A 25232-nucleotide genomic window follows, 5' to 3' on the forward strand; every position below is an offset into this window, starting at 1 on the left:
TTAGCTTCCCCATACCTTATTCTTAAACAAGTCAAAACTAAAACGCAGCTGCCTGTTTAACAGTAACAGCACTACCACAGCCAGCAATACGTAACCCATTACGGTAAATATTTCCATATTGGCAAGTAATGTACTCTGCGTTCTTGTGGCCTGGGTAAGGCTTTTTATAGCCAGTTTGTACGCCTCAGGTTCGGTATAGCCTTTCGCCATAAATCTTTGTACCGCCGCAGCGGTCCTGTCCTGTAGTTGCGGGCTTTCGGGCAGCAGCCCTAAACTGATGTTGCGGTAGTGTTTCTGGATAAGGAAAATCTGCATATTCTGCATGATGCAAAACCCAATGGTACTGCCCCAAAAGCGCCCTATAACGCCCGTAGTACCAGAAAATGGCGCCAGCTTTTTCGGTACAGATGACACCGTAAACAACACCAGCGGAACAAACAAAAATCCCACGGCAAAGCCCTGCAAAAAATACGGTGCCGTAATATCTGCTAACGAAGCGTCGGGCACAAACAGGAACGTCATCCAGAGGTGGTGCATGGCCAGGAGTAAAAAGCCCATTATGAAAATGTACCGGCTGGCTACGGCGCGCGCCAGGCATACTCCCGCCAAAACCATCCCGGCCACATTACCCGCTACATTTATAAATTGCACATGGGCTACGCGGGCAGGTTCCCAGTTCCAAACGGTAAACATGGTGCTGTGGCAAATGTTTAGCGTGGCACGCGCTACGTACAACACCACAAACAGAAAGAACCCTATACGGAGGTTAGGGTACCCAAACACCACAAGGTTAAAAGACGGGCGGCGGGCGGTAATTTGCCGCATTAAAAACAACGCGCCAAACAACAGGGCTGCAACAGCGGCAGTTACAATCTGGGCCGACTGGAACCAGTATTTTTTTTCGCCATAAATAAATACAAAAGCCCCGGCAAGTATGGTAATATGTACCAGTATAAAACTCGCCCAGTCTATTTGGTACAGCGGCACTTTGCGCTGCATGCGGTTATTGGTAAATGTAATAAGTATAAAACCTACGCAGGTAAGCTGAAACAGCGCCGAACCCCACGCCATATAGCGCCAGTCGTAATTTTCGAGCAGGTATACTGCTATGTTCATTATAAACGGCGATGCCAGCAGCAGCGCCCCGTAGGTAACACTAAAGCCTATAATTATGGCGTTTCGGGTAGTAAACCGGCTGATGAGCAACTGCCTTAGCGGAAGCCACGGTAACGCCATAAAAACTCCCTCCGCTACACGCAACAGCAAAAACACTACATAGTTTTTTGTGTATGCCGATGCCACAAATGTTATGGCAGACAGGCTGAATATTACCAGAAAGTAGTTTTTTGGCGGAAAGAATTTAAACAACCTGCTTTCTACCAAGAGCGTGGCTAAAAAGGTGCCGTAGGTAACACAGAGCGAAAACTGCAAATCTTCCACTTCTACATCCAGGAAACTTGCCGAATAGGTAATGTTACTGGTGTATACGCCAAGCAGCACCATACAGTGCAACAGGCAAAAAAACAGCACAAAAACCGCCAGCCAGTTAGGTACCCAGGGTTTAAAAACCCCGCTATTTTTTATGGGCATTGTAATGCTTATTGAGGGTTAGTCCTGATGTTTTGCTACTACAATAACATTCATGCCGGCGCGCAAAAATGCATTTTCCCCGGCGGTGCCGCTAAGCGTGATTTTTACCGGGATGCGCTGTTCTATCTTTACAAAGTTACCGGTGGCGTTATCCGGAGGGAGCAGCGAAAAACGCGCCCCACTGGCAGGAGAAAGCGACTCTATTTTACCGGTATATTTTTTATCGTTTAGCGCGTCTATTTCCAGGGTTACCTCCTGGCCTACTTTTAGGTGTGCCAACTGGGTTTCTTTAAAATTAGCCGTTACCCACTTTTCGCTGCTTACCATGTTAACCAGGGTTTGCCACTCTTTAACCAGTTGCCCCGGCTGCAGGGTGCGCTTACCCACATAACCATCATAAGGCGCAGTAATTACAGTATACGAGTAGAACAGTGCCGCGTTTTCGGCCTCTGCTTTTTTTGCAAGATACTGCGCTTCGGTTTCAGGCACCACAGTGCCGGCCTGTGCGGTGGTTAAGCCCGCCCTGCGGATGCTGTTTTGCACTTCCTCGTAATGTGATTTCGCCGCCTGGTAATCGGCTTCTATGCGCTGCACCTGTTGCAGTGTTGTGGCTTCCTCTTTATACAGCGCTTTGTAACGATCCAGGTCTTGCTTTGCCTTAACCATAACCGCACGTGCACCCGAAAGCCTTGCCTGTTCTATAGCGCTTACCGCACCCGCCGCCTGTACCGAAACCCTGCTAACGTTAATAGCGTTTTTTGCGGTAAGCTCATCGGCAAGTGCCTTGTCTAAGCGGGCTTTGTACTCGCGGGGGTCTATTATAATAAGGGTATCTCCCTTGTGTACTAATTGATTTTCGCGGTATCGCACCTCTGCCACATACCCCGTAACACGGGCTGCCACAGGGGTTATGTATTGTTCTACCTGTGCATCGTTAGTTTCCTCGTGGTTGCGGTAGTAAAAAAAGAACCACAACGCCAGTACTATACCGGAAATAAACAACAGTGTTGCCACTGCCGTAACTATGGTGTGCAGGTAACCTTGTGCAGTAGCGGGACGAAAAAGTTTCATATCTCTTAAAATGGGGTGTTGACTATTCTGTAAAAGGAAGCCCTGCCGTGTGCAGTAGTTCGTAGTATTTCATGACCGCATCTATACGTACCGAAATCCGGTTGTACCGTGCCTGAAGCAACGCATTATCAGCATCAATCATTTCTGTGCTTACTACCAGCTGGTTAAGGTACTGTAGTTTTACCAGCCTGTAATTTTCGGCAGCCAATGTCTGGGCAGCATCGGTTACTTTAAACTGCTCCTCAAGCTCCTCATATTGTTTATATTGCCTAAAAATACGGTCGCGGTTTTCATCGGCTACAATGGCAGCCTGGTGTGCTGCGGCGGCTGCTTTTTCTTTGGCCAATGCTACCCGGCTCTTATTTTTGTAAAGGCTGCTGATGTTATAGGTGGCCTGTATACCCACCTGGCCAAAGGTGTAGGCATTCCAATCGGGCGGAAAAAACATAAAGTTGGGGTACTTGTAAGCATAATTACCATACAGGCTGATAACGGGCAGGTAGTTTGCCTTGGCGTTCTTTACCTCTATGCGATTCATTTCGGTACGGCGGTCGGCCATTTTAAACTCCTCATTGGTTAGCGAGGCATTAGTAAGGGCAGCCAAATCGTATTTTAATGTAACCGGCACAAGCCCCAGGGTATCTATAGCTATAGGTTGGCCTTCAGGGAGCTGTAACACTGTTTTAAGGTCATTATACGCTACTTCCAGTTCCTTACGGTTATTAATCAACTGAATTTCGCGGTCTTTTAGTTGCAGCTCTGCCCGAAGCACCTCGTTTTTGGTAATAGTTCCGTTTTTGTGCAATGCCTTTACTTCCTTAAGGCGTTCTTTTTCTTCGGCTACATTTTCGCCCAGCAGTTTATCCAGCTGCATACGCTTGTACATACCCAGGTATATTGCCGTTATGTGTAGTTTTACATCCTTTTGTGCTTTTTGTACCGCATACCCGGCTGCCTCACGGTTAAGGGTTGATTTTTGTATGGAATTATTAATCTGGTTGCCCTGATATAACAGCATGCTTCCGCTTACGTTAACATCATACATATTATTGTGGATGTCGGTCACCTTTTGCCCGCCAAAGGGGCCTGATTTAAATTCGGTAATATTTGTAATACGTGCATAAGCCGTATGGAAATCAAGCTCCGGTAATTTAGCTTCTTCGGCTTCAGCCACTTCTTCTCCGGCTATGTTTTTTTGGGTCAATGATTTTAAAACCGTACGGTTTCGGGTTTCTGCCAGGGCAAATGCCTGCTTTAGCGAAAGGGGCGCTGCGGGGTTTTGCTGCGCTTGTATATACGGGATGGTACAGAATATAACAGCTATTATTAGCAGGGTGCGTTGTAGCAACTTTTGCGGGTGCATATATCAATTAAGATTAACACTGCAAAGTTCTGTAGTTTATTAAAGTCTTTTATAAAACAAAAAGACAATGATTTATTTAAAAAAGACAAACATTTTATCGCAATGGTTTGCGATAAAATCATACGGTTTATGCAGGTACAATAAATAAAAAAACCGGCGCAAAGGCCGGTTTTATCATCAAGGTATAACGGAATGCGTACGTTTTTACTCGTAGCCTTCGCCCCTGTTAAAATCGTTGTTACGGTCGTAACCGCCACTACGATAGTTGTCACGGTTACCGCTGTTGTAACGGTCGTTGCTACGGAAGCGGTTATCGCTGTTTCCGTTGTTGTAACGATCGTTGCTACGGTAACCTCCGCCGCCGCCGCCACGATTGTTATCGCGGTTAAAGCTGCGCTGAGAGTTGTCCCTGTTAAAAGAAGGACGTCCCCCACCCGGGGTGAAAGGTCTTTTCTGAGGTTGCTGAGCCCTTGCGTCAGTTTCATTAACCACAATAGCGCGGCCTTCCAGACTGGCGCCGTTTAGCCCCTCGATAGCCCTGCGGGCGTCTTCCTCGTTTGGCATTTCCACAAAGCCAAAACCCTTACTGCGGCCGGTGGTCCTGTCCATGATAATTTTTACAGAATCTACCAGGCCGTATGCCTCAAAAGACTCCCTTAAATCTGCCTCGCCAAGGGTAAACGGAAGGCTTGCAACAAAAATGTTCATGTAAAAAAAGAATTAAAAAAAAACGGTATAAAAATGTTTGTACTCGGCCATCGTTTTTTGAAAATCAAAAATCAGGCTATATCAAATATAAAGTTAATTATTTTACAAACAACAAATTAAATTTTATTTAATAAATTTTTAATAAGCTGCGGATTAAAAAAAATGCCCCCACCATTACAGCAGGGGCATTACTTATAAAAATACATACATATACTGTGTTGTTACGGTACGCGCGTTACCGGCAGCTTATAAAAATGACCGCTGGTAAAAGACAGTTCGTTTCCGCTGGCATCCAGCGCCTGGAACCTGAATGTACCTGTAATATACCCTTTGCTAAGATCTGTTTCTTTAGGGTCTGCACTTACAGATACCCTTCCGCTGGCGTCTGCATCTGTAGTGGTATATTCCTGAACAACGCCGTCTGCGTTAAACAAAAACGTAGCGGTGTTAGAAGCGTCGCCTCCTAAAGTATAGTCTCCGGCTGTAGAGTTTGTTGTCCTTAATGTAAGTGTTTCGTACCCGCGGGTAGCCACAACAGTAAGGGCATTATTAGAACCCACAGTAGCCGTATAACTTTCTGCCTGCCATACTTCCCTGTCTTTATAACCCTGCACGGCAGGAGAATTAAAACTTACGTCATCCTGACATGAGCTGAAGGCGGCAGCCAAAACAAAAAGCGACAAAATTTTTTTCATCATTATATTCTTAGAAGGGGTAATTCAATTTTTCCAACGACAAAAATAGCGTTTTGTAGAATATATCCTAATCAAAAACATATAAATCACAATAAAATTTTAAATTTTGAAATTAGTACCGTGCAAAAATCATAAAATTCAGCAATTACATCATTTCAAAAGTTTTCTTTGTTATATTTGCACGCTAAAATTAACGGGGTCGGGTACCCCACTAAATCTAATTAAAGATGCCTGTAAGAATCAGATTACAACGCCACGGTAAAAAAGGTAAACCTTTTTACTGGGTAGTAGCGGCAGACAGCCGTTCTAAACGTGATGGTAAATTCCTAGAAAAAATAGGAACGTACAATCCTAACACTAACCCTGCAACTATAGACCTTAACGTGGACAGCGCGGTTAAGTGGCTATTTAACGGTGCTCAGCCATCGGACACTGCAAGGGCTATCCTTTCTTACAAAGGAGCACTTCTTAAACACCACCTTGAAGGCGGCGTGCGCAAAGGTGCACTAACTGCAGAACAGGCTGAAGAGAAGTTTGCTAAGTGGCTTGAAGAAAAAGCTACTAAAGTACAAGGTAAAAAAGACGGACTTAGCGCTACTAAAGCAGATGCAAAAGCTCAGGCTCTTGCTGCTGAAAAGAAAGTTAACGAAGACCGTATTGCTGCTAAAAAAGAAGCTGAAGAAGCTGCTGCCGCTGCGGCTGCTGCCGAAGCTGCTACAGCAGAATCATCTGAAGAAACTACTTCTGAAGAAACTACAGAAGAAACCGAAGCTTAATTTACTACCGGCGAATGCGTAAAGAAGACTGTTTTTATTTAGGCAAAATCGCCAAAAAATTTAGCTTTAAGGGAGAAGTACTGGCCTGGCTGGATACTGACGACCCGGGTTATTTTCAAGATATGGAATCAGTGTTTGTTGAAAGAAACAAACATCTGGTTCCATTTTTTATTGAACAAAGCCGCTTACACAAAGGCGAGTTCCTACGTATAAAATTTGAAGATATAGACAGCGAAGAAGATGCCGATGGAATTATGGGCAGCGCAATATATCTACCCCTTACCATGCTGCCTAAGCTGGAGGGTAACAAATTTTATTTTCATGAAATCATAGGCTTTAAAGCAGTAGACGAACGACTTGGCGACATAGGCATTGTAACCGGTGTTAACGACACGTCATCTCAGGCACTTTTTGAAATTAAAAAAGGTGAGATAGAAATACTAGTACCTATGATTGATGACTTTATTGTAAAGGTAGACCGCGAAAACAAAACGCTTTTCCTTAAAACACCAAATGGACTGGTAGATCTTTACCTTGGTTAATCTTTAGTTTTAAAGTTGCTGACTCATTTTCTTTAATCATTTAAAGATTGAAAAATTTAAAGATTGAAAAATCGACGCAAGTCTATCATCTATTATCTTTGCGTTTTTCAATTTAAAATCCATCATTCAAAATTTAAAATAACAAATTGTTCCAGTTTAAGCAATTTAGCGTACAGCAAGACAAAACCGCCATGAAGGTAGGTACCGATGGCGTTCTGCTGGGTGCATGGGCACCGGTAGCTCACCACCCGTATAACGTACTGGACATAGGTGCCGGAACCGGGCTTATATCGCTGATGCTGGCACAGCGCTGCGGCGCCGAACAGATAGACGGACTGGAAATAGATGCTGCCGCCCACGAGCAGTGTGTGGAAAACTTTGAGGCATCGCCATGGGGCGACCGCCTGTTTTGCTACCACGCCAGCCTTGACGATTTTATGGAAGAATGGGAGGAGGAATACGACCTGATTGTAAGCAATCCGCCGTTTTACACCGAAGATTATACCAGTGGCGATGCACAGCGCGATGCAGCCCGATTTGCCACCTCATTACCGTTTCAGGATTTGCTGGAAGCATCAGGGATTATACTAAGCGAAAATGGTGTTTTGGCAGTAATCATTCCTTTTAAGGAAGAAGCTAACTTTGTTGCCCTGGCAAAGGAAGAAGGGTTGTTCCCGTTTAAAATTACCCATGTTAAAGGCACACCCGAAAGCGCTGTAAAACGCAGCCTGATGGCTTTTAGCCGCCACGAAACCCACGAGATTGTTACAAACGAACTGGTTATTGAAACCGCCCGCCATCAATATACTGCCGAGTATATTGAACTTACAAAGGATTTTTATTTGAAGATGTAGTTTTAAAACTATAGATAAGAAAACAGCTCAAACATTTCACAAAAATTCAATTTCAATCGAAATAACGAACAAAATATTATTGAATTGTTAGAATTCTTTCCCTACATTTGTTTCAAACAAAAAACAAACGAATGAAACCCGATCTTTTTCAGGCACCTGATTACTACCTGGTTGACGACCTGTTAACCGATGAGCACAAAATGGTGCGCGATGCTGCCCGCGAGTGGGTAAAGCGCGAAGTTTCGCCTATTATAGAAGACTATGCCCAAAGGGCTGAGTTTCCAAAACAAATTATAAACGGCCTGGCCGAAATTGGTGCCTTTGGCCCATATATTCCGGAGGAATACGGTGGCGCAGGACTGGACCAGATTAGCTACGGCCTTATTATGCAGGAAATTGAGCGCGGCGATAGCGGCGTGCGTAGTACTGCATCGGTACAGTCGTCTTTGGTTATGTATCCTATATGGAAATACGGTAGCGAAGAGCAACGCAAAAAATACCTGCCTAAACTGGCTACAGGCGAATACATGGGATGTTTCGGGCTTACCGAACCGGACTACGGTAGTAACCCTGCCGGTATGATTACCAACTTTAAAGATAAAGGTGACCACTACCTGCTAAACGGTGCCAAGATGTGGATAAGCAACGCCCCGTTTGCCGATATTGCCGTAGTATGGGCCAAGAACGAGGAAGGCCGTATACATGGGCTTATCGTAGAGCGTGGCATGGAAGGTTTCAGCACGCCTGAAACCCACAACAAATGGTCGTTAAGAGCCTCAGCTACAGGCGAATTGATATTTGACAACGTTAAAGTTCCTAAAGAAAACCTGCTACCTAACAAGAGCGGACTGGGCGGCCCACTGGGGTGCTTAGACTCAGCGCGTTACGGTATTGCATGGGGTGCCATTGGTGCTGCTATGGACTGCTATGATACTGCACTGCGCTACAGCAAAGAGCGTATACAGTTTGACAAGCCAATAGGCGCTACACAGCTACAACAGAAGAAGTTAGCCGAAATGATTACCGAAATTACCAAGGCACAGCTGCTTACCTGGAGGCTGGGTGTACTGCGTAACGAAGGCCGTGCAACAAGCGCGCAAATATCTATGGCTAAGCGTAATAACGTAGACATGGCTATAAATATAGCACGCGAGGCAAGGCAAATGCTGGGCGGTATGGGTATTACCGGAGAGTACAGCATTATGCGACACATGATGAACTTAGAAAGTGTAATTACTTACGAAGGCACCCACGACATCCACCTGCTTATTACAGGGCTTGATGTTACCGGGCTAAACGCCTTTAAATAATATAAACTGTTAAGCGGTATACACAATCTTCCGCTTTTGGTATTATTTTTTTTTATTTTTTTCACCCCAAAGTGATCTGTTTTATACATAAATCAGGCATTTTGGGGTGTTTTCGTTTATTATTCTTCCACAGGCATTTTTGCTGCTAACAACTATACATGGTTTTACTGAACAACAGCCTTCAGTACGCCAACTTTTTTTTCGGCTTACCTTTGCCCGAAAGTTTATTTACAATCTATATATAACCTCAATTTAAAAGCTCAACCTGTTGCCTGGATACAAAAAAGCCCCGGATACATACTACCGGGGCTTTCTTTAACAAACAGAACAGGAAACAACAATTAAATAAGGGAACCCTGAAAGGCGTTATGGATTTCGTCTATCATTACCTCCCCCTTTACTATATTAAGGCCCTGGGCCAAATCAGGATATTCGCGGCAAGCGGTTTCCCAACCCAGGTTGGCCAACTTTATAATATATGGCAGCGTCACGTTAGTCAGTGCCAGGGTACTGGTATAGGGTACCGCCCCCGGCATGTTTGTAACGCAGTAGTGCACTATGTCGTTTATAATGTAGGTAGGCTCTTCGTGCGTGGTAGGGCGTGTGGTTTCAAAACAGCCACCCTGGTCTACCGCCACATCTACCATAACCGTACCCGGACGCATTTCTTTAAGCATGGCGCGGGTTATAAGCCTTGGGGCACGCGCCCCGGGTATAAGCACAGCACCTATAATCAGGTCGTGGGTTTTTATGTGTTTCTTTATATTGTATACGCTGCTAAATTCGGTTACCACGTGTGGCGGCATTACGTCGTTTATGTAGCGCAGGCGTTTCATATTAATGTCCAGCATGGTTACGTGGGCACCCAGGCCGGCCGCCATTTTAGCCGCCTGAACACCTACCACCCCTGCACCCAGTATAAGAACGCGCCCCGGAGGCACACCCGGTACACCACCCAACAATACGCCACGGCCTTTAACCGGCTTTTCTAAATACTTGGCGCCCTGCTGTATGGCCATCCTGCCCGCCACCTCACTCATAGGGGTAAGCAGCGGTAACGAGCCATCAGCGTCCTTTACGGTTTCATAAGCTATACATATTGCCTTACTGGCTATCATGGCACGGGTAAGGCTTTCGCTACTGGCAAAATGGAAGTAGGTAAAAATTACCTGGTTGCGCTTTATCAGCGGATACTCTACGGGTATGGGTTCCTTCACTTTTATAATCAGTTCGCCCATAGCGTATACCGCCTCTAAACTGGGGAGTAGTATTGCACCCGCCTCCCTGTAATCTTCATTAGGGAAACCACTACCCTCTCCGGCAGACTCCTGTATAAAAACTTCGTGACCCAGGCTTACCAGTTCGTACACCCCTCCCGGAGTTAGGGCTACCCGGTTTTCTCCGTTCTTCATTTCTTTTGGCACCCCTATTTTCATGATGGTCTAGAATATTTTTTTTGCAAATATAATCACTACACCCCCTAATTCGAAAGGGTACAGACGTAAATTTTATAAAAAATATTTCTCCAACCCCGAATTTTAATATACACATAGAGATTGAGTAATGATTTTTAACAGACTACCCCCTATTTTCAGGGGGCAACAATTAAAAAGTTTTGAAATTAGTACAAGTATTAGGTTAAAAATTGAAATCCGTTTACAAGCCTATAGACTCCACTTATTAAATCCGTACCTTTACTTTTTAAGCAAACCGAAATGAAAAAACTCGTCCTTCTATCCCTCCTGGCTTTAGCTGCCTGTAAAAAAGAAAGTACCGTAGGTAACCCTACTGCAGACTCTACCGTAGTAGATACCACCCTGGTAGCACCACCTGCAGAAGAACGCGCCCTTAAGGATACTACCGAAACTGTAGCCCCCGAGCGTACCACGGCAAACCCGGAAGAATCGGTTACGGGGAATTTTACCGGTAAAAATGTAACTGCTATTGCCACATTAATACACGAGGGCACCGATAGCGAAGACCCGGCGCAATACAGCATTACCTTTAACGACCCTGCCATTGCCGCGGTGCCTGGTGTATGTTGCGGCGTACTACTGGTAAACGAAGGCGACCTTAACGGTGATGGTAACGACGAGCTGGGCGTGGCAAATGCCCCACTGCACGGCTGCACCTATGACTATCAGGTGTATACCTATAAAAATGGGAAATGGCTGCGCTACCTAGAAAGCTTCCTAATACCTACCGCCTGCGACGGCATAGACCGTGAAAAAGTACAGGAACTGGTTTTTAAGGAAGGAAATACGGTATATTACATGAAAACCGACGTTAACAACGAAGATTTTAAAAAGATAAAAACCAAAGCTAAGGTGCTGGTAAAGTAAACGTAACTACTTTAATAGCTATGGCTCACACCAAATTATAGATTTTATTTAGAAGGAGGTACTATTTCTTTAATAGTCATTTTAAACGGATGATGGCTGTAAGGGTCGGTTAACCATCCATTGGCATTCTCTCTGCGTTTGTACATCACAATCTTATTCCCTTTGGCGCATAAGGTATCAACCTCAAAGTCTATTCCCGTATTTTTTGTACGTGGAATTACCCTTCGTAAACCTGCAAAAAATTGCCCGGGATTTTTCGCATCGCCATACGGCACCAAGATTTCCATTTTACCCGAAAAATCAGCTTTAAGTGTAAACGGAACAGGAACTCCTATGGCAGAGCCCGGCTTACCTGAAGCGTCAACTTCATAAAATACCAAAAGCAGGTCCGTATCTTTATAGCCATACAGCCCATTACGTGGCGTTTCGTTAAAACTAAATGTTACCGAACTGATGTATCCGTTCTTTGGCAGCGAGGTAACAAGGGTTACCATTTCATCATAAAAAAGCGCATCAGAATTTACACATAAGCTGGAAAATTTTGTCTTAACCACTTTGGCCTTTTCAGGCGGAGTATTACTAATACGTACTTCCGGAAGCTGTATGGTGTCTTTTTCTAGGTTTTGGCTAAAGCCGATGCCTGCCGTGAGCAGCAGGGCTAAAAATAAAAGGTGTTTCATGGTTCGTTGGTTTTTCTTACAAAACGCCTTTATGTGCGTTGTAGTATGTTACTGCCTCAGCCAGCAACTCATTACATGGTCGTTTACCATGCCTGTGGCCTGCATATGCGCGTAGATAATGGTGCTGCCTACAAACTTAAAGCCCCGTTTTTTCAGGTCTTTACTTATGGCATCGCTAAGAGGCGTAGTGGCGGGCACTTCGCTCAGCGTGGCAAAGGTATTTACTATGGGCTTGCCATTAGTAAACGCCCAAAAGTATGTGCTAAAACTACCAAACTCCTGTTGCACCTTCATGTAATTTTGCGCATTGGTTATAGCAGCAAGAACCTTTAGCCTGTTACGGATAATACCCGGATCTGCCATAAGGCGGTCTATATCTTCCTGGGTATATTGGGCTATTTTTTTATAGTCGAAGTTATCAAAGGCTTTGGCAAAACTTTCGCGACGTCGCAGTATGGTAATCCAGCTAAGCCCCGCCTGAAATGTTTCCAGTAGCAGGAACTCAAACAGCCTGTCATCATCATACACGGGCTTGCCCCACTCGTTATCATGGTATTCCTGGTAAAGCGGATCTGTGCCGCACCAGCCGCAACGTACTTTATTGCTCATTTTGCAGTTGTTTTTTACGGTCGTGTTGGTGAATGTATTTTTCTATAAGCCAGTGCCCCAGGTAAATAAAAGGTGTCATGAGTATGGCTATAACCAGCTTTACGCTATAATTAGTAATGCCGCTGGCTATGTACTGCTCAAAGGTAAGCTTTCCGCTAAGGTAAAACGCTATGCCCAGTACAATAAACGAATCAAACAGCTGCGAGATTACCGTACTGCCCGTACTACGCAGCCATATCATCCGTTCTCCGGTCATTTTTTTAAAGAAATGAAACATGGTTACATCTATAAGCTGCGATACAATAAAGGCGGTAATGCTACCCAGTATAATAAGCTGGCTCTGCCCGAATATGGCATTGAACTGTTCGTCGGTTACCCAGCCATCGCCCTTGGCAGCGGGAATTTTCATGGCAAAGTACAGCAACACAAAACAGTAAGCAATAAGCCCCGCCGTAATTACCGACAGGCGCTGTACGCCCTTGCGCCCAAAGTATTCGTTAATAAGGTCGGTAGTAACAAACACTACCGGCCACGGCACCACGCCTATACTCATAAGATACGGCCCGAAGCCTGCTACCGGGCCTACAAAAATAAGTTTGGAACCTATAAGCTCGGCTACCACAGCATTGGTTATAAATATCCCTGCCAGTACTACGTACAGGGTGCTTTTTCGGGTTTCAAACATAGTTTTTAGTAAGTAAAGCCGTAAAGTTACGCAATTTAATAACCCGAAAAACGGTAAACAGCCGTTAAAGATTTACTCCTTTTTAACGAATTAAAAAAATTAAAGGCGCACTGAAAATCCGTGAAATTAGTATCAAACAAAAACTACTGCCACTTCCTGGCCCAGCCTGCTATGGCATCTAAATTAGCCTTTTCGGTATCAGGGCTGTTCATGCCGGCATCGTGCCCTTTCCCGGGGTGAATGATAAGGTTAGCCGGCACCTTCATTTGCTGTAATTTTGCATAAAACACACGTGAAATATTTACATCAACCAGCGCATCGGCATCACCGTGAATAAGCTGGGTAGGTATGTTTTTTATGTGGAAATACGGGCTTACGTTTTTAAAGGCCGATATATCGGCGCGCGGCGCAGGGTCGTATTTAGCGTTGGCAAGGTCTTCCAGTATTTTTATCCTGCCCTGTTTGTACAGCGGGGCAAGAAAAGTAGTTTCATCGAATATAGATGGCCCGCACATGGCGGTAATGCTCTTTATGTTTCGTTTTGTGGTATAGCCATACAATAACGACAGGTGTGCCCCGGCGCTAATCCCCATTAGGTGAATATGTTTAGCATTATATCCGTACGTTTTAGCTGAATTTTGCACCAAGGCTATGGCGTTGTCTATATCGGCCAGCAGGTCATTGGCGTGAACTGAGTCGCTTACATAGCGGTAATCAACATTAGCCACTACTATGCCGCGGTCGCGTACATCGCGGGCATGCTTATCGGTATAGGCATTATCGCCCTGTGTCCACGCGCCACCGTGAATCATAATCAATACAGGGGTTTTAGCCGAAATATCTTTCGGAAGAAACAGGTCTATGTACTGCTGCTTGTTTTTGCCATAGGGCAAATGGTACACTTCTTTTTGCGCCGTGGCAGTAAACGCCATAAAAAGGCATACGCCTGCAATCAGGCTACGGAAATAGATTTTCATAAGAATGGATGTTTTTTGGAACCACCAAGATACTGCTTTCCTGCTAAAAAATATCCTTACCCGCATTTTTTACTGCACAGGTAACAAAAGTTACAAAATGTACGGCTGGCATAATGTTACTTTGGTATCGCCCTTTGCAAGCCGCTATATTTTAGTGGGGAAAATTGTACTTTTACACAACGCCATCATTACAATACACCATGATTAAAGATGAAATAGCCGCGGCCTACGGAATGCTGTTTGAGCCCGCATTGATTGAGGAAATTGCTACCATAGCCACCGTAACCGACTTTGAGGAAGGCGATACGCTTATAGAAATCAACGAGTACATCCGCCGTATGCCCCTGCTGCTTAACGGTGCCATAAAAATACTGCGCGAAGACCGCGATGAAGGCGAACTGCTGCTATACTTTTTAGAAAAAGGTGATACCTGCGCCATGACGCTGGCCTGCTGTATGGGCGATACCCGAAGCGAAATAAGAGCCATAGCCGAAACCAGCGGTACGGTGGCCATGTTACCGGTTGCTAAAATGGAAGAATGGCTGGGCAAGTACCGCAGCTGGCGCAATTTTGTGTTTACCAGCTACAACAAGCGCCTTAGCGAAATGCTTACCGCTATAGACAACCTGGCGTTTATGAAAATGGACGAACGCCTGCTGCACTACCTCTACGAAAAAGCCAAAGTAAACCGCAGCAACACGGTGAGCAATACCCACCAGGAAATAGCGTATGCGCTAAACACATCGCGCGTGGTGGTGTCCCGATTATTAAAAGCACTGGAAAATGACGGCATTATAAAACTAAACCGCACCACCATAGATATCCTTAAAAACCCTGTGTAACATTTGTTACGCCCAATAAAATTTAATTGCACTACCTTCGTCCACTAAAACGATGTAGTGATTATGAGTTTTTCGGTTGTTACCGGCTATGTACTGGCAGTATTAGTGGGTGTATCTCTGGGGCTGGTGGGCAGCGGCGGCTCTATACTTACAGTGCCCATATTGGTATATGTACTGGGTATAGATCCTGTTATTGCCACCGGGTATTCGCTTTTTGTAGTGGGCAGTACCGCTTTTGTAGGCGGAATAAAAAACGCCCTGAAACATAATGTAGCGTTTAATATTGTTGCCGTATTTGGCATACCTTCGCTGGTTACGGCGTATGTTATGCGCGCCGTAGTACTCCCTGCCCTGCCTAAGGTTATATTTAGCACCCCATCGTTTACACTTACTAAAGCACTACTGCTCATGCTGCTGTTTGCCGTGGTAATGCTTACCGCTGCCATAAAAATGATTCGTTCGGCAGCACCCTGCGCGCAAAACACCGCCGGGCCATCACCTGTAAAACTGGCGCTTAGCGGCGTAGTTACCGGTGTGCTTGCAGGAGCGGTAGGTGCAGGAGGAGGATTCCTTATTATACCGGCGTTAGTGTTCCTGGCTGGCATGCCCATGAAAAAAGCCGTAGGCACCTCCCTGTTTATCATTGCCATACAATCACTTGCGGGTTTTGTAGGCGACCTGCATGGAAATACGGTTCAGTGGGGTTTTCTGTTGCCGTTTACCCTTGCAGCCGTATTCGGAATTTTTATTGGCATATTCGCATCGCAAAAAATTGAGGGCGAAAAACTTAAAAAGGGTTTCGGCTATTTTGTATTGCTCATGGGTATTTACATTATTGTAAAAGAGCTTATTATAAACAAAAAGCCCTGATCTGTAAGATCAGGGCTTTTTTAGTACCTGGAGTGGGAATCGAACCCACACACCGTAGTACACGAGTTTGAGTCGTGCGCGTCTACCAATTCCGCCATCCAGGCGTATTACCGCTTGGTAATTTTTACGCTGCAAAAATAGAAAAATATATTTAACTCTACGAAAAATAGGCAGGTTTTTACTTCGTGGGTTAAATTAAATTCCTAAATTTGCACCCTGTTTAGAAACAACACAACACTAACAAACTACTAAACAGTAAATTAAAATGTCGTACCTTGAACCGGAAGCCAAGATATTTGCGTGCTCTAAAAGCACGTATCTGGCCGAAAAGATAGCCGAAAGCTATGGCATACCTTTAGGAAAGGTGTCGCTTTCGCACTATAGCGACGGAGAATTTCAGCCGTCGTTTGAAGAATCGATAAGGGGATTAAGAGTGTTTTTAGTATGCTCTACCTTCCCAAGTACAGACAACCTTATGGAGCTGCTGCTTATGATAGATGCAGCCAAAAGGGCGTCGGCCAGGCACATAACCGCAGTAATACCTTACTTTGGGTGGGCAAGGCAGGACCGTAAAGACAAACCCCGCGTGCCTATAGGGGCAAAACTGGTAGCCAAGCTACTGGAAGCCGCCGGAGCCACAAGGATTATGACCATGGACCTGCACGCAGACCAGATACAGGGATTTTTTGAGAAACCGGTAGACCACCTGTTTGCATCAACCATCTTTGTACCGCACATTAAGGCACTGAACCTGGAAAACCTTACCATAGCCTCACCGGATATGGGTGGTAGCAAAAGGGCATATGCGTACAGCAAATTCCTGGGGTCTGATGTGGTAATATGCTACAAGCAGCGCAAGGAAGCCAACAAAATTGAAACAATGGAACTTATAGGCGACGTTAAAGGCCGTAATATTATATTGATAGACGATATGATAGACACCGGAGGAACGCTTGCCAAAGCTGCCGACCTGATGATGGAAAAAGGTGCACTAAGCGTACGCGCTATATGTACACACGCCATACTAAGCGGTGATGCTTATGAGAAAATTGAAAACTCGCAGCTGAAGGAACTTATTGTTACCGACAGTATTCCGCTTAAGAAGGAAACTTCTAAAATAAAAGTGGTAACCTGCGCAGGCCTGTTTGCCGAAGTAATGCACATGGTACAAAACAACGTATCTATAAGCGGCAAGTTTTTACAGTAGTAAACTATTTTATTAATTATATATAAACATTTAGATGAAATCAATTACGATTAAAGGATCTGAAAGAGAAAGCGTGGGTAAGGCGGCAACGCGTGCGGCACGTAATGCTGGAATGGTTCCTTGCGTGTTATACGGAGGAGAACAACCAGTGCACTTTATTGCTGAAGACAAGGCGTTTAAAAACCTTGTGTACACTCCAAACGTACACACTGTTGTAATTGACCTTGAAAGCGGTAAAACTTTTAACGCTATCCTTCAGGACATCCAGTTTGACCCAGTGTCTGACAAAATCCTTCACATTGACTTTTACCAACTACATGATGATAAAGAAATCACTATGGAAGTTCCTGTAAAAGTTGTAGGTAACTCTAAAGGTGTTATGGCCGGTGGTGTTCTTCGCCTTAACCAGCGTAAACTTAAAGTGCGTGCCCTTCCTGCTAACCTGCCAGACTTTATTGAGGCTGACATTACTGAGCTTGAAATGGGTAACAAACTTTACATTACTAAACTTCCACAAGACGGTTACAAACTACTTCAGCCAGATAACACTGTTATCGCTCAGGTACGTATCTCTCGTGCGGCTATGAAAGCTGCTCAGGAAGCTGCAAAAGCTGCAAAGCCAGCAAAAGGAAAGAAAAAGTAATTTACTTTTATCCGTTATACAAAGAGCGCTCCGGTTTCGGGGCGCTTTTTTTATGGGTTAATACCTGCCCTGTACTTCTAAAATCTATACTTAAAACCTCACCCTGAACGACAGCATTACATAACGGGGCAACAACCTGAACGAACTGGTGGCATAGCCCACATCGCTTACGCTGTAGGTGGTAAAGTTTTGGGTATTAAAAAGATTACGACCATCCAGCATTATAGCATAGGCATCTTTTTTAAAGGAGTACGACGCCTCAAAATCGGCAAAGAAGTAATTGTTGTTATTATCCAGCCCGCCAAAGTTATAATGCTCTGCCTTTGCGGTAAACATAAGCGCATCGGTAGGCTTATACGTTAGATCCAGGTAACTGGTTTTGTTGTGATTTTTAAACGTAAAATCAGATACTACCTTAGAAAAGTTCCACTCCGAAGCCAGCCTGAAGTTAAAAGCCGACTTAAAACTGCTGTGCCAGCTTGCCTTATACGTTTGCCCGTACGATGTATTTTCGCGCAGGCCAGAACCGTTTATTTCATTAAAATACACATAACGGTATACACGGGCATCAAACCCTATAGAGCCTTTTAATTTTTTTACTACCAAATGCGTATTAAGGTTAAACGACAGGTTATCACCACCTTTAATAATAAACGACTCAGAGAGCGAACTGTTTTGTTCTAAACGGGTACGGCTGGCTATAACGTTGTTTTGCTTACCATAGTTAGCCTCCACCGAAAGGCTGTAACGGTTAAGATAATGCTTGGTAGTATAGCTAAGGCTTGCCGAAGAGCTTTCGAGCTGGTTAAAGTAGCCTAACCCCTTACTAAACCCACGCGAGGAGGTAAGTAAATACGCATCGTTAACCTGTAGCAGCCCACTATTTGTAATGTTGTAGTTGTACGAGCCGAAAAACATATTATCCCCGTTTATTTCATACTTTACAGTAACATTAGGGTTTACTAAAAAAGGCTGCTGCCGGGTATTGCTGCCCTGGGCGCTTTTAAAACGGTTAAACAGCTGGTTAAGGGTAAGCCCCGCCCCTACCGAAAAACTGTTAAACGTCCAGTTGTAATTGCTTTTACCGTAAAGGTTACCCACATTGTACATGGCGTGTGCCTGAAAATCATCCGGGTTAACCACATCGGTATCTGTAAAAAGGCTAAAACGGGTAGCCAGGTCATCGTTGTTGTTTTCAAAACCTACGGTAAAGGCTATAAGGTCGTCATTTTTTTGTTTCAGTTTAAAGTCGGCTTCCAGTGCCGCATACTGTGTACTGCTTTGCACGCCATTTGCCACCGCCGAAATATTGTTATACGAAAACAAATCGCCCATAAGGTAGCTGTTAATGCTATAATCCTGCGGCAGCCTGTCGGTTAAAAACCGGCTTTTAAGCAGTACCACGTTCCGTTTGTTCCATTTGTGGGTATAAGTAGCCTGCTGGTCAAAATACGCACTACGGGTTTGCAGGCGTTCCAGCGTGCTGGTGCCGTTAAAGGTAAGGCTGTTATTAAAGTTATTACGCCCCATGTTAAAGGTACTCAGCGTTTGCAGCATTTGGTTTGACGAAAGATCTGTAGTAAAATACGCGCTTACATAGCCCCGTTGCAGGTTATTCCGGGACAAATCCTGCTCTGTATTGGTAAAGCTGGACCCCTGAAAATCGTATACCGATAGCGCGCTGCGGTAAGTACTTAGCCTATCAAAACCCAGCGAGCCGTTTATCCTCATCTTGCTTTTGCTGCCCAGCGGAAAAATAGTGCTTAGGGTGGTGTTTTGGGCATTGTTAAACCGCGAACGTTTTTCGTCTATGCGCGATACACTACCAGAAAGGTGCATAAGCTGGGTGGCGCGCGCTGCCATCCCTACCGTTTCCAGGTCGGCACTGCTGTAATACATTTCATTTATATCGCCCACATAATCTAACCCGGAATTAGTACCCGAACCCGTAAGGTAGTTTTTGTACTGTTTGCCAAAGTTCATAAGATTACCGGTGGCGTTATAGCGGTTTTTATTACCATAACCCACAGTAAGGTTGCCAAACCAAACCGCCTTATACTTTTCGTCTATTGTAAGGTTTAGCGCTACGGCATCTGAGTTTTCTACGCCTTTTAGCAGCTTATTTTTAGAGTAATTGCGCAGTATCTCTATCTTATCTAAAGGCTTGGTGGGCATGTTTTTAGTAATAATACTGTAGCCGCGGTTAAAAAGGTCGTCGCCCTCTACCATAACGCGGTCTATGTCTTTATCGCCGTATTTTATTTTACCGTCGGGTTGTATGGTTATGCCGGGTATGTTTTTTAGCAGGTCTTCTACCACCACCTCTTTACCGGTGCTTAGTGCCTTGGCATCGTACACCAGGGTATCGCCTTTGCGCTTTATGGGCACATCTGCCTCTATAACCACCTCTTTTAGGGTGGCGCCGCCTTCTTTAAGGCTTATGTTGTGGGTAAGGGTTTTATCTTTTTCTGTAACGATAAGGGGCAGCACTACCTTTTCGAAACCTAAAAAATTTACCTCCAGGGTGTATTCTCCCGGTTTTTTAGCCTCAAGCTGGTAGCCGCCATTATCTGCAGAAATGGCAAACGACACTATTTTTTGCTCCTTGTCTTTAAGCAACACCGAAGCCCCCGGGAGCAGCTCCCCGGCCTCTGATTTTATCCTGCCGCTTATTTCGGTTTGGGCAAGTAACGGAAGGGTAAAACAGAAAAAAAAGATAATAAAATATTTAAACATAATGGCGGTATGGCGTAGATGGTATTCCTTTTAAAAAGCGGTTATTGTTCCCACTCGTATTTAAGCTCTAGCCCGAAACGTGGTATTTTAACGTCTGCCGACATTACATTAGGGCTATCCATATCTGTCTTTTTGGTTATGTTTTCTAACGCTTCTCTTCGGTCTTCTAAAAACTGCCTGTAGGTAATCGGTTTTTTATTTTTTGTTTTTACCAGTTTAGTAAAGTCGCTGTGTAATATGCTATTATCCTTAAATGCAATGTTTATGGCTTTATAAGTACATTCACCTGTCGCATCATAAGCCTCTAATATTAAACCAGGTAAACCATGTAATTTCCATGGGCCAACGGCAAGTGGTATTTCAGGAGTAAACCATGCGGTCCAGTCTCGCCCTCTGTAAGAGACAGTGGCCTTTACACAGGTATAATCAGCTATCACTTTTTGCTCTTCAGTTATTGTCCACCTTAAATCTGGGTAAATATCCTCAACCAGTACTTCATTGCTAACCATTAATTCAAAAAAAAGTAACTTCTTGTTCAGTAAATCTGTCTTGATGTAATCGTTATAAAAATTCTTTTTAGATGTATCCACAAACCGTGAATCGTTTTTATCGAACGATTGCCCCTCAGACACCTCTCCACCGTATATTTTATATATTGATGAAGTATTATCAGCAAAAAGTGTTGAATATGATCTTCCGTAAGTATTCAGAAATGTTACATTTATGAACTCTACATAGCCCACTTCTACATTAATTTTTTTTGATTGTGAAAAGCAGAAAAATGAACTTATACACAAGGCTGTAATTAATAGTATCTTCATAGATTATTATCATCAATATTATGTCCGGGAAAGCATTTTCCCGGACATTTTTTTAAATTAAAATTACTTGTCAGATATAGTAGCTGTAACTTTTACTGTGACTTTCGGACCTGCGTCTTTCTGTGCTTTATCTCGTTCTGCCTCGCCATATTTATCGCAATCCTCCTGTGATTTATCGTAAGAAAATTTAACTTTAAGATCAAACGGTACCTTAGCTCCATTTTTATAATAAAGAAGTGTAACGGTACACGGATATGGCTCTTCTGCAGCATTAGCGGCTTCGTTTTTCAATACAATGTTTTTAACCGGGTCTGTAGCAGAAGCACTCATGTAAATTGAAAATAAAGAAAAAATACCCAAAAAAAGATTTTTCATAAAAATTAAATTTAAAAGGTTTGTAAATAATTAAAAAATATGTTGAGCAAGCTTGTCCTTACGTTTATGCAATAAAAACTATGTCCGGTATTTACCGAAATTTCACTGCTTTGAATAACTGTCTTAAAAAAGAATCCAGATAGAAGTTCCACAAGAATCTGCTTCGGAACTTATTTAATCGATATTGGTTTTGTTTGTTGTTGTAATATTAATACCTTTTTATCTTAAAACAAACTTGATCATTTCTTAAAAAAATGTTAATTGCGAAAAATCCGTAATGAGGTATTACCCTACTCCTCCCACTCGTATTTAAGCTCCAGGCCGAAAGGCGGTACCTTAACATCCGCCGATATTACATTAGGGTTCTCCATGTCTAGCTTTTTGTTTATGTTATCTAGCGCTTCTATACGGTCTTTTAAAAACTGCCTGTAGGTCATCGGTTTCTTATTTTTTGTTTTTACCAGTTTAGTAAAATCGCTGTGTAATATGCTGTTATCATTAAACGCTACAGTTATGGCTTTATAAGTACATTCACCCGTCGCATCAGAAGCCTCTAGTATTAAACCTGGCAAACCATGTAATTTCCATGGGCCAACGGCAAGCGGTATTTCAGGAGTAAACCATGCAGTCCAGTCTCGCCCCCTGTAAGAAACAGTTGCTTTTAAGCAGGCATAATCAGCTATCACCTTTTGCTCTTCAGTTATTGTCCACAGTAAATCCGGGTAAATATCCTCAACCAGCACATCATGCCTAGTCAGTGATCCAAAAAACAACATTTTTTTGTTAAGCAAGTCTGTCTTCATATAATTGTTATGAAACTTTTTTTTAGACATCTCCACAAACCGTGAATCGTTTTTATCAAACGATTGCCCTTCAGACACCTCTGCTCCGTATTTTTTATATACTGATGCAGTATTATCAGCAAAAAGTGTTGAATATGATCTTCCGTAAGTATTCAGAAATGACACATGCACAAACTCTATATAGCCCACTTCTACATTAATTTTTTTTGATTGTGAAAAGCAGAAAAATGAACTTATGCACAAGGCTGTAATTAATAGTATCTTCATAGATTATTATTGTCAAAATTATGTCCGGGGAAATGTTAATTGCGGAAAATCCGGAATGGAGTATTACCCTATTCCTCCCACTCGTATTTAAGCTCTATTCCATTACGCGGAGGTTTCTCTGCTTTATCAATTTGTAACCCCGGCACGTTAGCAAGGCTTGATAAACTATTATTCCTAGCCTCCTCCTGCTTCTCTAAAAACTCTCGATAAGGCATGGCTACTTTATTTTTAGACACCATTAGCGTTTTGAAATCCTTACTAAATAGCGCAGAAGTTTCGGTTTTAATTCCTTCAGCAGATATTCTGTATCGTTGTGTTACGTCATAACACTCCAGTATAAGCCCCGGAAGCCCATGCAGTTTCCACGGACCAAAAGAAACCGGTATCTCTGGCGTAAACCACGCAATCCATTCTCTGCCCCTAAAACTTGTTGTTGCTTTAGTACATTTATAGCCCGCTATAATTTTAGTATCATTGGTAACATCCCACTTAAAACTGTTGTAAGTGTCTGTAACTAATATAATATGCCCAGATAGTTTATCAAAAAACTGAAGTGTTTTGTTTTTATTATCTAACCTGAGATAGGTTCCCTCATTATTCCTAAGCCGCTCAATATTAAAAGTTGATGCTTCTGTAGGCTTCTCTTCCCACCTTTCAGTAGTGCTAAATTCCTCTTTATAAATAGATTCATTGTCTTGTATCCATAAAATGGTTTTGTACTTAAGTGGTAAATCGGTATTACAAAACATGGTGTACTGAACCCTCAGCCCTGCTTTAGTTTGGGCATACGCCGTAATGCAAAAAAAGAAGATGATTCCTAAAGTATATTTCATAACGGTTGATGATATATTACGCTGTATTGTATAAGCTGCCGCTACTCCTCCCATTCATATTTAAGTTCGAGGCCGCCGCGTGGTGCCGTTTTAACTTCAAGATTCATGTTAGAAATTTTTGACATTAAAACTTTATCCCTGTTTTCACTTGCCTCGGCCTGATCTTCTATAAATTTCTTTATATCTATTGGTTTAGTACTCTTAACAGCCATAAGATTAACAAATGGCTTTTCAAAAACGTCTCCTTTACTAAATTCTATCTTATCTATTTTAAACGCAAATCTATTGCTGCTATCGTTAGCTTCTAAAATCAACCCTGGCAATCCGTGTAGTTTCCACGGACCAAAAGATAACGGGATATCGTTTGTATACCATACATCCCATTGCCTTCCCCTATAAGCTGTAGTAGCTTTTACACAGTTATACCCTGCAATTTGTTTCTGTTCTTGTGTTATATTCCACTTTAAATCCGTGTAAATATCTTTAACCAAAAAAATGTTTTTGCCTATTACATCAAAGAAAAACATACGCTTACCATTACGATCAATGGTTATATACGGCTCATAATCAGATTTCAGCCTTTTTGGATCCACTTCAATCTCCGTGGGCATTTCTTCCCATCTTTCGGTGGTACTGGCCTTATCCTGATAAATGGAAACGTTATCTTTAACCCGTAAAATGGCTTTGTACTTAAGTGGTATATCGGTATTACAAAACACGGTGTACTGAACCCTCAGCCCTGCTTTAGTTTGGGCATACGCTGTGATGCAGAAAAGGAAGATGATTCCTAAAGTATATTTCATAACGGTTGATGATATATTATGCTGTATTGTATAAGCTGCCACTACTCCTCCCACTCATATTTAACCTCCTCCTGTTGTGCCCGGGGTGCCGTTACCCTTTCTGTTGATACATTTAATTGCTGAGAAAGCTCTCTCATTGCATTTTCTTCTGCTTCATCTTCGTCCAATAAAAATTGCTGATAGGTAATAACGGTTTTACTCCTTACAGGCATAAGCGTGGCGAAATCAGTTTTAAAAATCTTATCACTATCCAGTTTTTCAATCTTTGAAACACGATAGATAAATAAATTAGACACGTCAGACACTTCGAGTATCAAACCCGGAAGCCCTCTTAATTTCCACGGGCCAAAAGACGATGGAATGTCTGGTGCAAACCAGGCCGACCAACCTCTGCCACGATAGGTGGTGGTTGCTTTTATACACTTATATCCCCCTATTTGCTTAGATTCACTGGTTATGTTCCACTTAAAAGGCACAAAGTTATCTTTCACTAAAAACCAGTTTTTAAGTACGCCCCCATGCATCAGTATTTCTTTTGCCACAATATCTGTCCGGATACACGGGGATACCTCCACCTTCAGCACATCCTGATCTATATGCATATCTTTAAGATTTTCAGCTACAGGCTGTCCGCTCCAGGGTTCTCGGGAATTATGGTGTTCCTGCCATATAGAAACGCCATCTTTAATGTAAAGCGTGGCATTTAGTTTATAAGGAACGGCCAACCCCTTATAAATATCATATTCTATTTTTAAACGCTGCTGCTTTGGCTGGGCAAACGACAAACTCAGTCCCAAAAAAAGTAAGATGAATGTGTACGGCTTCATGGT

26 protein-coding genes and 1 tRNA gene are annotated in these 25232 nt (G+C 43.3%); 9 read left to right on the top strand and 18 right to left on the bottom strand.

Going from position 1 to position 25232, the window contains the following annotated elements; all coding sequences use genetic code 11:
* The 5 genes from ACLI08_RS01455 to ACLI08_RS01475 all read right to left on the bottom strand — a co-directional run bounded on the left by ACLI08_RS01455 (position 1) and on the right by ACLI08_RS01475 (position 5430).
* Entirely contained in the window at positions 1–1590 is a 1590-nt protein-coding gene (locus ACLI08_RS01455) for an MFS transporter (RefSeq protein WP_411426674.1), read from the bottom strand.
* 18 nt (positions 1591–1608) lie between these two features.
* Positions 1609–2661 carry an HlyD family secretion protein gene (locus ACLI08_RS01460; RefSeq protein WP_411426675.1) on the bottom strand — a complete coding sequence of 351 codons (1053 nt, stop codon included), beginning with the start codon at positions 2659–2661 and terminating at the stop codon, positions 1609–1611.
* A gap of 22 nt (positions 2662–2683) precedes the next feature.
* The gene (locus ACLI08_RS01465) at positions 2684–4024 is read right to left on the bottom strand and encodes a TolC family protein (protein ID WP_411426676.1); all 1341 of its coding nucleotides are present in this window, start codon (positions 4022–4024) and stop codon (positions 2684–2686) included.
* Positions 4025–4228: 204 nt separating this feature from the next.
* Positions 4229–4732, bottom strand: coding sequence for an RNA-binding protein (locus ACLI08_RS01470; protein ID WP_411426677.1), 504 nt, complete (start codon positions 4730–4732; stop codon positions 4229–4231).
* Between the two features lie 221 nt (positions 4733–4953).
* Positions 4954–5430, bottom strand: a complete 477-nt coding sequence (locus ACLI08_RS01475; protein WP_411426678.1) for a DUF6252 family protein — start codon at positions 5428–5430, stop codon at positions 4954–4956.
* Between the two features lie 224 nt (positions 5431–5654).
* Between ACLI08_RS01475 and ACLI08_RS01480 the strand changes: the two genes are divergently transcribed.
* The 4 genes from ACLI08_RS01480 (at position 5655) to ACLI08_RS01495 (ending at position 8909) form a co-directional block, all read left to right on the top strand.
* Positions 5655–6203 (top strand): 30S ribosomal protein S16, encoded by a 549-nt coding sequence (locus ACLI08_RS01480; protein ID WP_411426679.1) that lies wholly within the window; start codon positions 5655–5657, stop codon positions 6201–6203.
* 14 nt (positions 6204–6217) lie between these two features.
* Positions 6218–6745 carry a ribosome maturation factor RimM gene (rimM, locus tag ACLI08_RS01485; protein ID WP_411426680.1) on the top strand — a complete coding sequence of 176 codons (528 nt, stop codon included), beginning with the start codon at positions 6218–6220 and terminating at the stop codon, positions 6743–6745.
* 146 nt (positions 6746–6891) lie between these two features.
* Positions 6892–7599 (top strand): tRNA1(Val) (adenine(37)-N6)-methyltransferase, encoded by a 708-nt coding sequence (locus tag ACLI08_RS01490; RefSeq protein WP_411426681.1) that lies wholly within the window; start codon positions 6892–6894, stop codon positions 7597–7599.
* A 131-nt stretch (positions 7600–7730) separates the two neighbouring features.
* The gene (locus ACLI08_RS01495; protein WP_411426682.1) at positions 7731–8909 is read left to right on the top strand and encodes an acyl-CoA dehydrogenase family protein; all 1179 of its coding nucleotides are present in this window, start codon (positions 7731–7733) and stop codon (positions 8907–8909) included.
* Between the two features lie 341 nt (positions 8910–9250).
* Here the strand turns inward: ACLI08_RS01495 and ald are convergent, their stop codons facing one another.
* Complete coding sequence (gene ald / locus ACLI08_RS01500) at positions 9251–10345, bottom strand: alanine dehydrogenase (protein WP_411426683.1); 1095 nt, start codon at positions 10343–10345, stop codon at positions 9251–9253.
* 279 nt (positions 10346–10624) lie between these two features.
* Here ald and ACLI08_RS01505 point away from each other — a divergent pair, with 279 nt between their 5' ends.
* Positions 10625–11251 (top strand): hypothetical protein, encoded by a 627-nt coding sequence (locus ACLI08_RS01505; protein ID WP_411426684.1) that lies wholly within the window; start codon positions 10625–10627, stop codon positions 11249–11251.
* A 44-nt stretch (positions 11252–11295) separates the two neighbouring features.
* Here ACLI08_RS01505 and ACLI08_RS01510 read toward each other — a convergent pair whose 3' ends face one another.
* From ACLI08_RS01510 to ACLI08_RS01525, 4 genes are all read right to left on the bottom strand, one after another.
* Complete coding sequence (locus tag ACLI08_RS01510; RefSeq protein ID WP_411426685.1) at positions 11296–11931, bottom strand: hypothetical protein; 636 nt, start codon at positions 11929–11931, stop codon at positions 11296–11298.
* Between the two features lie 48 nt (positions 11932–11979).
* The gene (locus ACLI08_RS01515; RefSeq protein ID WP_411426686.1) at positions 11980–12540 is read right to left on the bottom strand and encodes a DNA-3-methyladenine glycosylase I; all 561 of its coding nucleotides are present in this window, start codon (positions 12538–12540) and stop codon (positions 11980–11982) included.
* Complete coding sequence (locus ACLI08_RS01520) at positions 12530–13225, bottom strand: queuosine precursor transporter (protein WP_411426687.1); 696 nt, start codon at positions 13223–13225, stop codon at positions 12530–12532. Before ACLI08_RS01520 ends, ACLI08_RS01515 begins: the two co-directional genes overlap by 11 nt.
* Positions 13226–13368: 143 nt before the next feature.
* Entirely contained in the window at positions 13369–14202 is an 834-nt protein-coding gene (locus tag ACLI08_RS01525) for an alpha/beta hydrolase (protein ID WP_411426688.1), read from the bottom strand.
* 200 nt (positions 14203–14402) lie between these two features.
* Here ACLI08_RS01525 and ACLI08_RS01530 point away from each other — a divergent pair, with 200 nt between their 5' ends.
* Together ACLI08_RS01530 and ACLI08_RS01535 are read left to right on the top strand one after the other, a co-directional pair.
* Positions 14403–15044 carry a Crp/Fnr family transcriptional regulator gene (locus ACLI08_RS01530; RefSeq protein WP_411426689.1) on the top strand — a complete coding sequence of 214 codons (642 nt, stop codon included), beginning with the start codon at positions 14403–14405 and terminating at the stop codon, positions 15042–15044.
* A gap of 63 nt (positions 15045–15107) precedes the next feature.
* Positions 15108–15914, top strand: coding sequence for a sulfite exporter TauE/SafE family protein (locus ACLI08_RS01535; protein ID WP_411426690.1), 807 nt, complete (start codon positions 15108–15110; stop codon positions 15912–15914).
* A 24-nt stretch (positions 15915–15938) separates the two neighbouring features.
* Here ACLI08_RS01535 and ACLI08_RS01540 read toward each other — a convergent pair.
* Positions 15939–16018 (bottom strand) — tRNA-Leu (locus ACLI08_RS01540).
* Positions 16019–16179: 161 nt separating this feature from the next.
* Here ACLI08_RS01540 and ACLI08_RS01545 point away from each other — a divergent pair.
* On the top strand, positions 16180–17121 hold the full coding sequence (locus ACLI08_RS01545) for a ribose-phosphate pyrophosphokinase (RefSeq protein WP_411426691.1): 942 nt from the start codon (positions 16180–16182) through the stop codon (positions 17119–17121).
* 34 nt (positions 17122–17155) lie between these two features.
* Positions 17156–17764: a 50S ribosomal protein L25/general stress protein Ctc gene (locus tag ACLI08_RS01550; protein WP_411426692.1), complete on the top strand. Its 609-nt coding sequence runs from the start codon at positions 17156–17158 to the stop codon at positions 17762–17764.
* Positions 17765–17854: 90 nt separating this feature from the next.
* Here the strand turns inward: ACLI08_RS01550 and ACLI08_RS01555 are convergent, their stop codons facing one another.
* The 7 genes from ACLI08_RS01555 to ACLI08_RS01585 all read right to left on the bottom strand — a co-directional run bounded on the left by ACLI08_RS01555 (position 17855) and on the right by ACLI08_RS01585 (position 25229).
* Positions 17855–20500, bottom strand: a complete 2646-nt coding sequence (locus ACLI08_RS01555; protein WP_411426693.1) for a carboxypeptidase regulatory-like domain-containing protein — start codon at positions 20498–20500, stop codon at positions 17855–17857.
* Positions 20501–20541: 41 nt separating this feature from the next.
* Positions 20542–21321 (bottom strand): GLPGLI family protein, encoded by a 780-nt coding sequence (locus ACLI08_RS01560; protein WP_411426694.1) that lies wholly within the window; start codon positions 21319–21321, stop codon positions 20542–20544.
* Between the two features lie 63 nt (positions 21322–21384).
* Entirely contained in the window at positions 21385–21696 is a 312-nt protein-coding gene (locus tag ACLI08_RS01565) for a hypothetical protein (protein ID WP_411426695.1), read from the bottom strand.
* Between the two features lie 290 nt (positions 21697–21986).
* Positions 21987–22766, bottom strand: coding sequence for a GLPGLI family protein (locus tag ACLI08_RS01570; RefSeq protein ID WP_411426696.1), 780 nt, complete (start codon positions 22764–22766; stop codon positions 21987–21989).
* A gap of 68 nt (positions 22767–22834) precedes the next feature.
* Positions 22835–23599, bottom strand: coding sequence for a GLPGLI family protein (locus tag ACLI08_RS01575; RefSeq protein WP_411426697.1), 765 nt, complete (start codon positions 23597–23599; stop codon positions 22835–22837).
* 41 nt (positions 23600–23640) lie between these two features.
* A complete protein-coding gene (locus tag ACLI08_RS01580) occupies positions 23641–24402 on the bottom strand; it encodes a GLPGLI family protein (protein ID WP_411426698.1) in 762 nt (253 codons plus the stop codon).
* 41 nt (positions 24403–24443) lie between these two features.
* A complete protein-coding gene (locus ACLI08_RS01585) occupies positions 24444–25229 on the bottom strand; it encodes a GLPGLI family protein (protein ID WP_411426699.1) in 786 nt (261 codons plus the stop codon).
* Positions 25230–25232: the final 3 nt, after the last annotated feature.

Source organism: Flavobacterium sp. RNTU_13 (assembly GCF_046614455.1).
In the GTDB taxonomy this organism is placed as follows: Bacteria; Bacteroidota; Bacteroidia; order Flavobacteriales; family Flavobacteriaceae; genus Flavobacterium.

What these genes read in the sequence shown, in the direction of transcription:
- ACLI08_RS01460 (WP_411426675.1), bottom strand. Translation starts at nt 2,661, where the DNA reads ATGAAACTTTTTCGTCCCGCTACTGCACAAGGTTACCTGCACACCATA.
- ACLI08_RS01585 (WP_411426699.1), bottom strand. Translation starts at nt 25,229, where the DNA reads ATGAAGCCGTACACATTCATCTTACTTTTTTTGGGACTGAGTTTGTCG.
- ACLI08_RS01560 (WP_411426694.1), bottom strand. Translation starts at nt 21,321, where the DNA reads ATGAAGATACTATTAATTACAGCCTTGTGTATAAGTTCATTTTTCTGC.
- ACLI08_RS01550 (WP_411426692.1), top strand. Translation starts at nt 17,156, where the DNA reads ATGAAATCAATTACGATTAAAGGATCTGAAAGAGAAAGCGTGGGTAAG.
- ACLI08_RS01535 (WP_411426690.1), top strand. Translation starts at nt 15,108, where the DNA reads ATGAGTTTTTCGGTTGTTACCGGCTATGTACTGGCAGTATTAGTGGGT.
- ACLI08_RS01465 (WP_411426676.1), bottom strand. Translation starts at nt 4,024, where the DNA reads ATGCACCCGCAAAAGTTGCTACAACGCACCCTGCTAATAATAGCTGTT.
- ACLI08_RS01555 (WP_411426693.1), bottom strand. Translation starts at nt 20,500, where the DNA reads ATGTTTAAATATTTTATTATCTTTTTTTTCTGTTTTACCCTTCCGTTA.
- ACLI08_RS01510 (WP_411426685.1), bottom strand. Translation starts at nt 11,931, where the DNA reads ATGAAACACCTTTTATTTTTAGCCCTGCTGCTCACGGCAGGCATCGGC.
- ACLI08_RS01515 (WP_411426686.1), bottom strand. Translation starts at nt 12,540, where the DNA reads ATGAGCAATAAAGTACGTTGCGGCTGGTGCGGCACAGATCCGCTTTAC.
- ACLI08_RS01480 (WP_411426679.1), top strand. Translation starts at nt 5,655, where the DNA reads ATGCCTGTAAGAATCAGATTACAACGCCACGGTAAAAAAGGTAAACCT.
- ACLI08_RS01475 (WP_411426678.1), bottom strand. Translation starts at nt 5,430, where the DNA reads ATGATGAAAAAAATTTTGTCGCTTTTTGTTTTGGCTGCCGCCTTCAGC.
- ACLI08_RS01525 (WP_411426688.1), bottom strand. Translation starts at nt 14,202, where the DNA reads ATGAAAATCTATTTCCGTAGCCTGATTGCAGGCGTATGCCTTTTTATG.
- ACLI08_RS01565 (WP_411426695.1), bottom strand. Translation starts at nt 21,696, where the DNA reads ATGAAAAATCTTTTTTTGGGTATTTTTTCTTTATTTTCAATTTACATG.
- ACLI08_RS01580 (WP_411426698.1), bottom strand. Translation starts at nt 24,402, where the DNA reads ATGAAATATACTTTAGGAATCATCTTCCTTTTCTGCATCACAGCGTAT.
- ACLI08_RS01520 (WP_411426687.1), bottom strand. Translation starts at nt 13,225, where the DNA reads ATGTTTGAAACCCGAAAAAGCACCCTGTACGTAGTACTGGCAGGGATA.
- ACLI08_RS01470 (WP_411426677.1), bottom strand. Translation starts at nt 4,732, where the DNA reads ATGAACATTTTTGTTGCAAGCCTTCCGTTTACCCTTGGCGAGGCAGAT.
- ACLI08_RS01495 (WP_411426682.1), top strand. Translation starts at nt 7,731, where the DNA reads ATGAAACCCGATCTTTTTCAGGCACCTGATTACTACCTGGTTGACGAC.
- ald (WP_411426683.1), bottom strand. Translation starts at nt 10,345, where the DNA reads ATGAAAATAGGGGTGCCAAAAGAAATGAAGAACGGAGAAAACCGGGTA.
- ACLI08_RS01530 (WP_411426689.1), top strand. Translation starts at nt 14,403, where the DNA reads ATGATTAAAGATGAAATAGCCGCGGCCTACGGAATGCTGTTTGAGCCC.
- ACLI08_RS01570 (WP_411426696.1), bottom strand. Translation starts at nt 22,766, where the DNA reads ATGAAGATACTATTAATTACAGCCTTGTGCATAAGTTCATTTTTCTGC.
- ACLI08_RS01455 (WP_411426674.1), bottom strand. Translation starts at nt 1,590, where the DNA reads ATGCCCATAAAAAATAGCGGGGTTTTTAAACCCTGGGTACCTAACTGG.
- ACLI08_RS01545 (WP_411426691.1), top strand. Translation starts at nt 16,180, where the DNA reads ATGTCGTACCTTGAACCGGAAGCCAAGATATTTGCGTGCTCTAAAAGC.
- ACLI08_RS01575 (WP_411426697.1), bottom strand. Translation starts at nt 23,599, where the DNA reads ATGAAATATACTTTAGGAATCATCTTCTTTTTTTGCATTACGGCGTAT.
- ACLI08_RS01505 (WP_411426684.1), top strand. Translation starts at nt 10,625, where the DNA reads ATGAAAAAACTCGTCCTTCTATCCCTCCTGGCTTTAGCTGCCTGTAAA.
- rimM (WP_411426680.1), top strand. Translation starts at nt 6,218, where the DNA reads ATGCGTAAAGAAGACTGTTTTTATTTAGGCAAAATCGCCAAAAAATTT.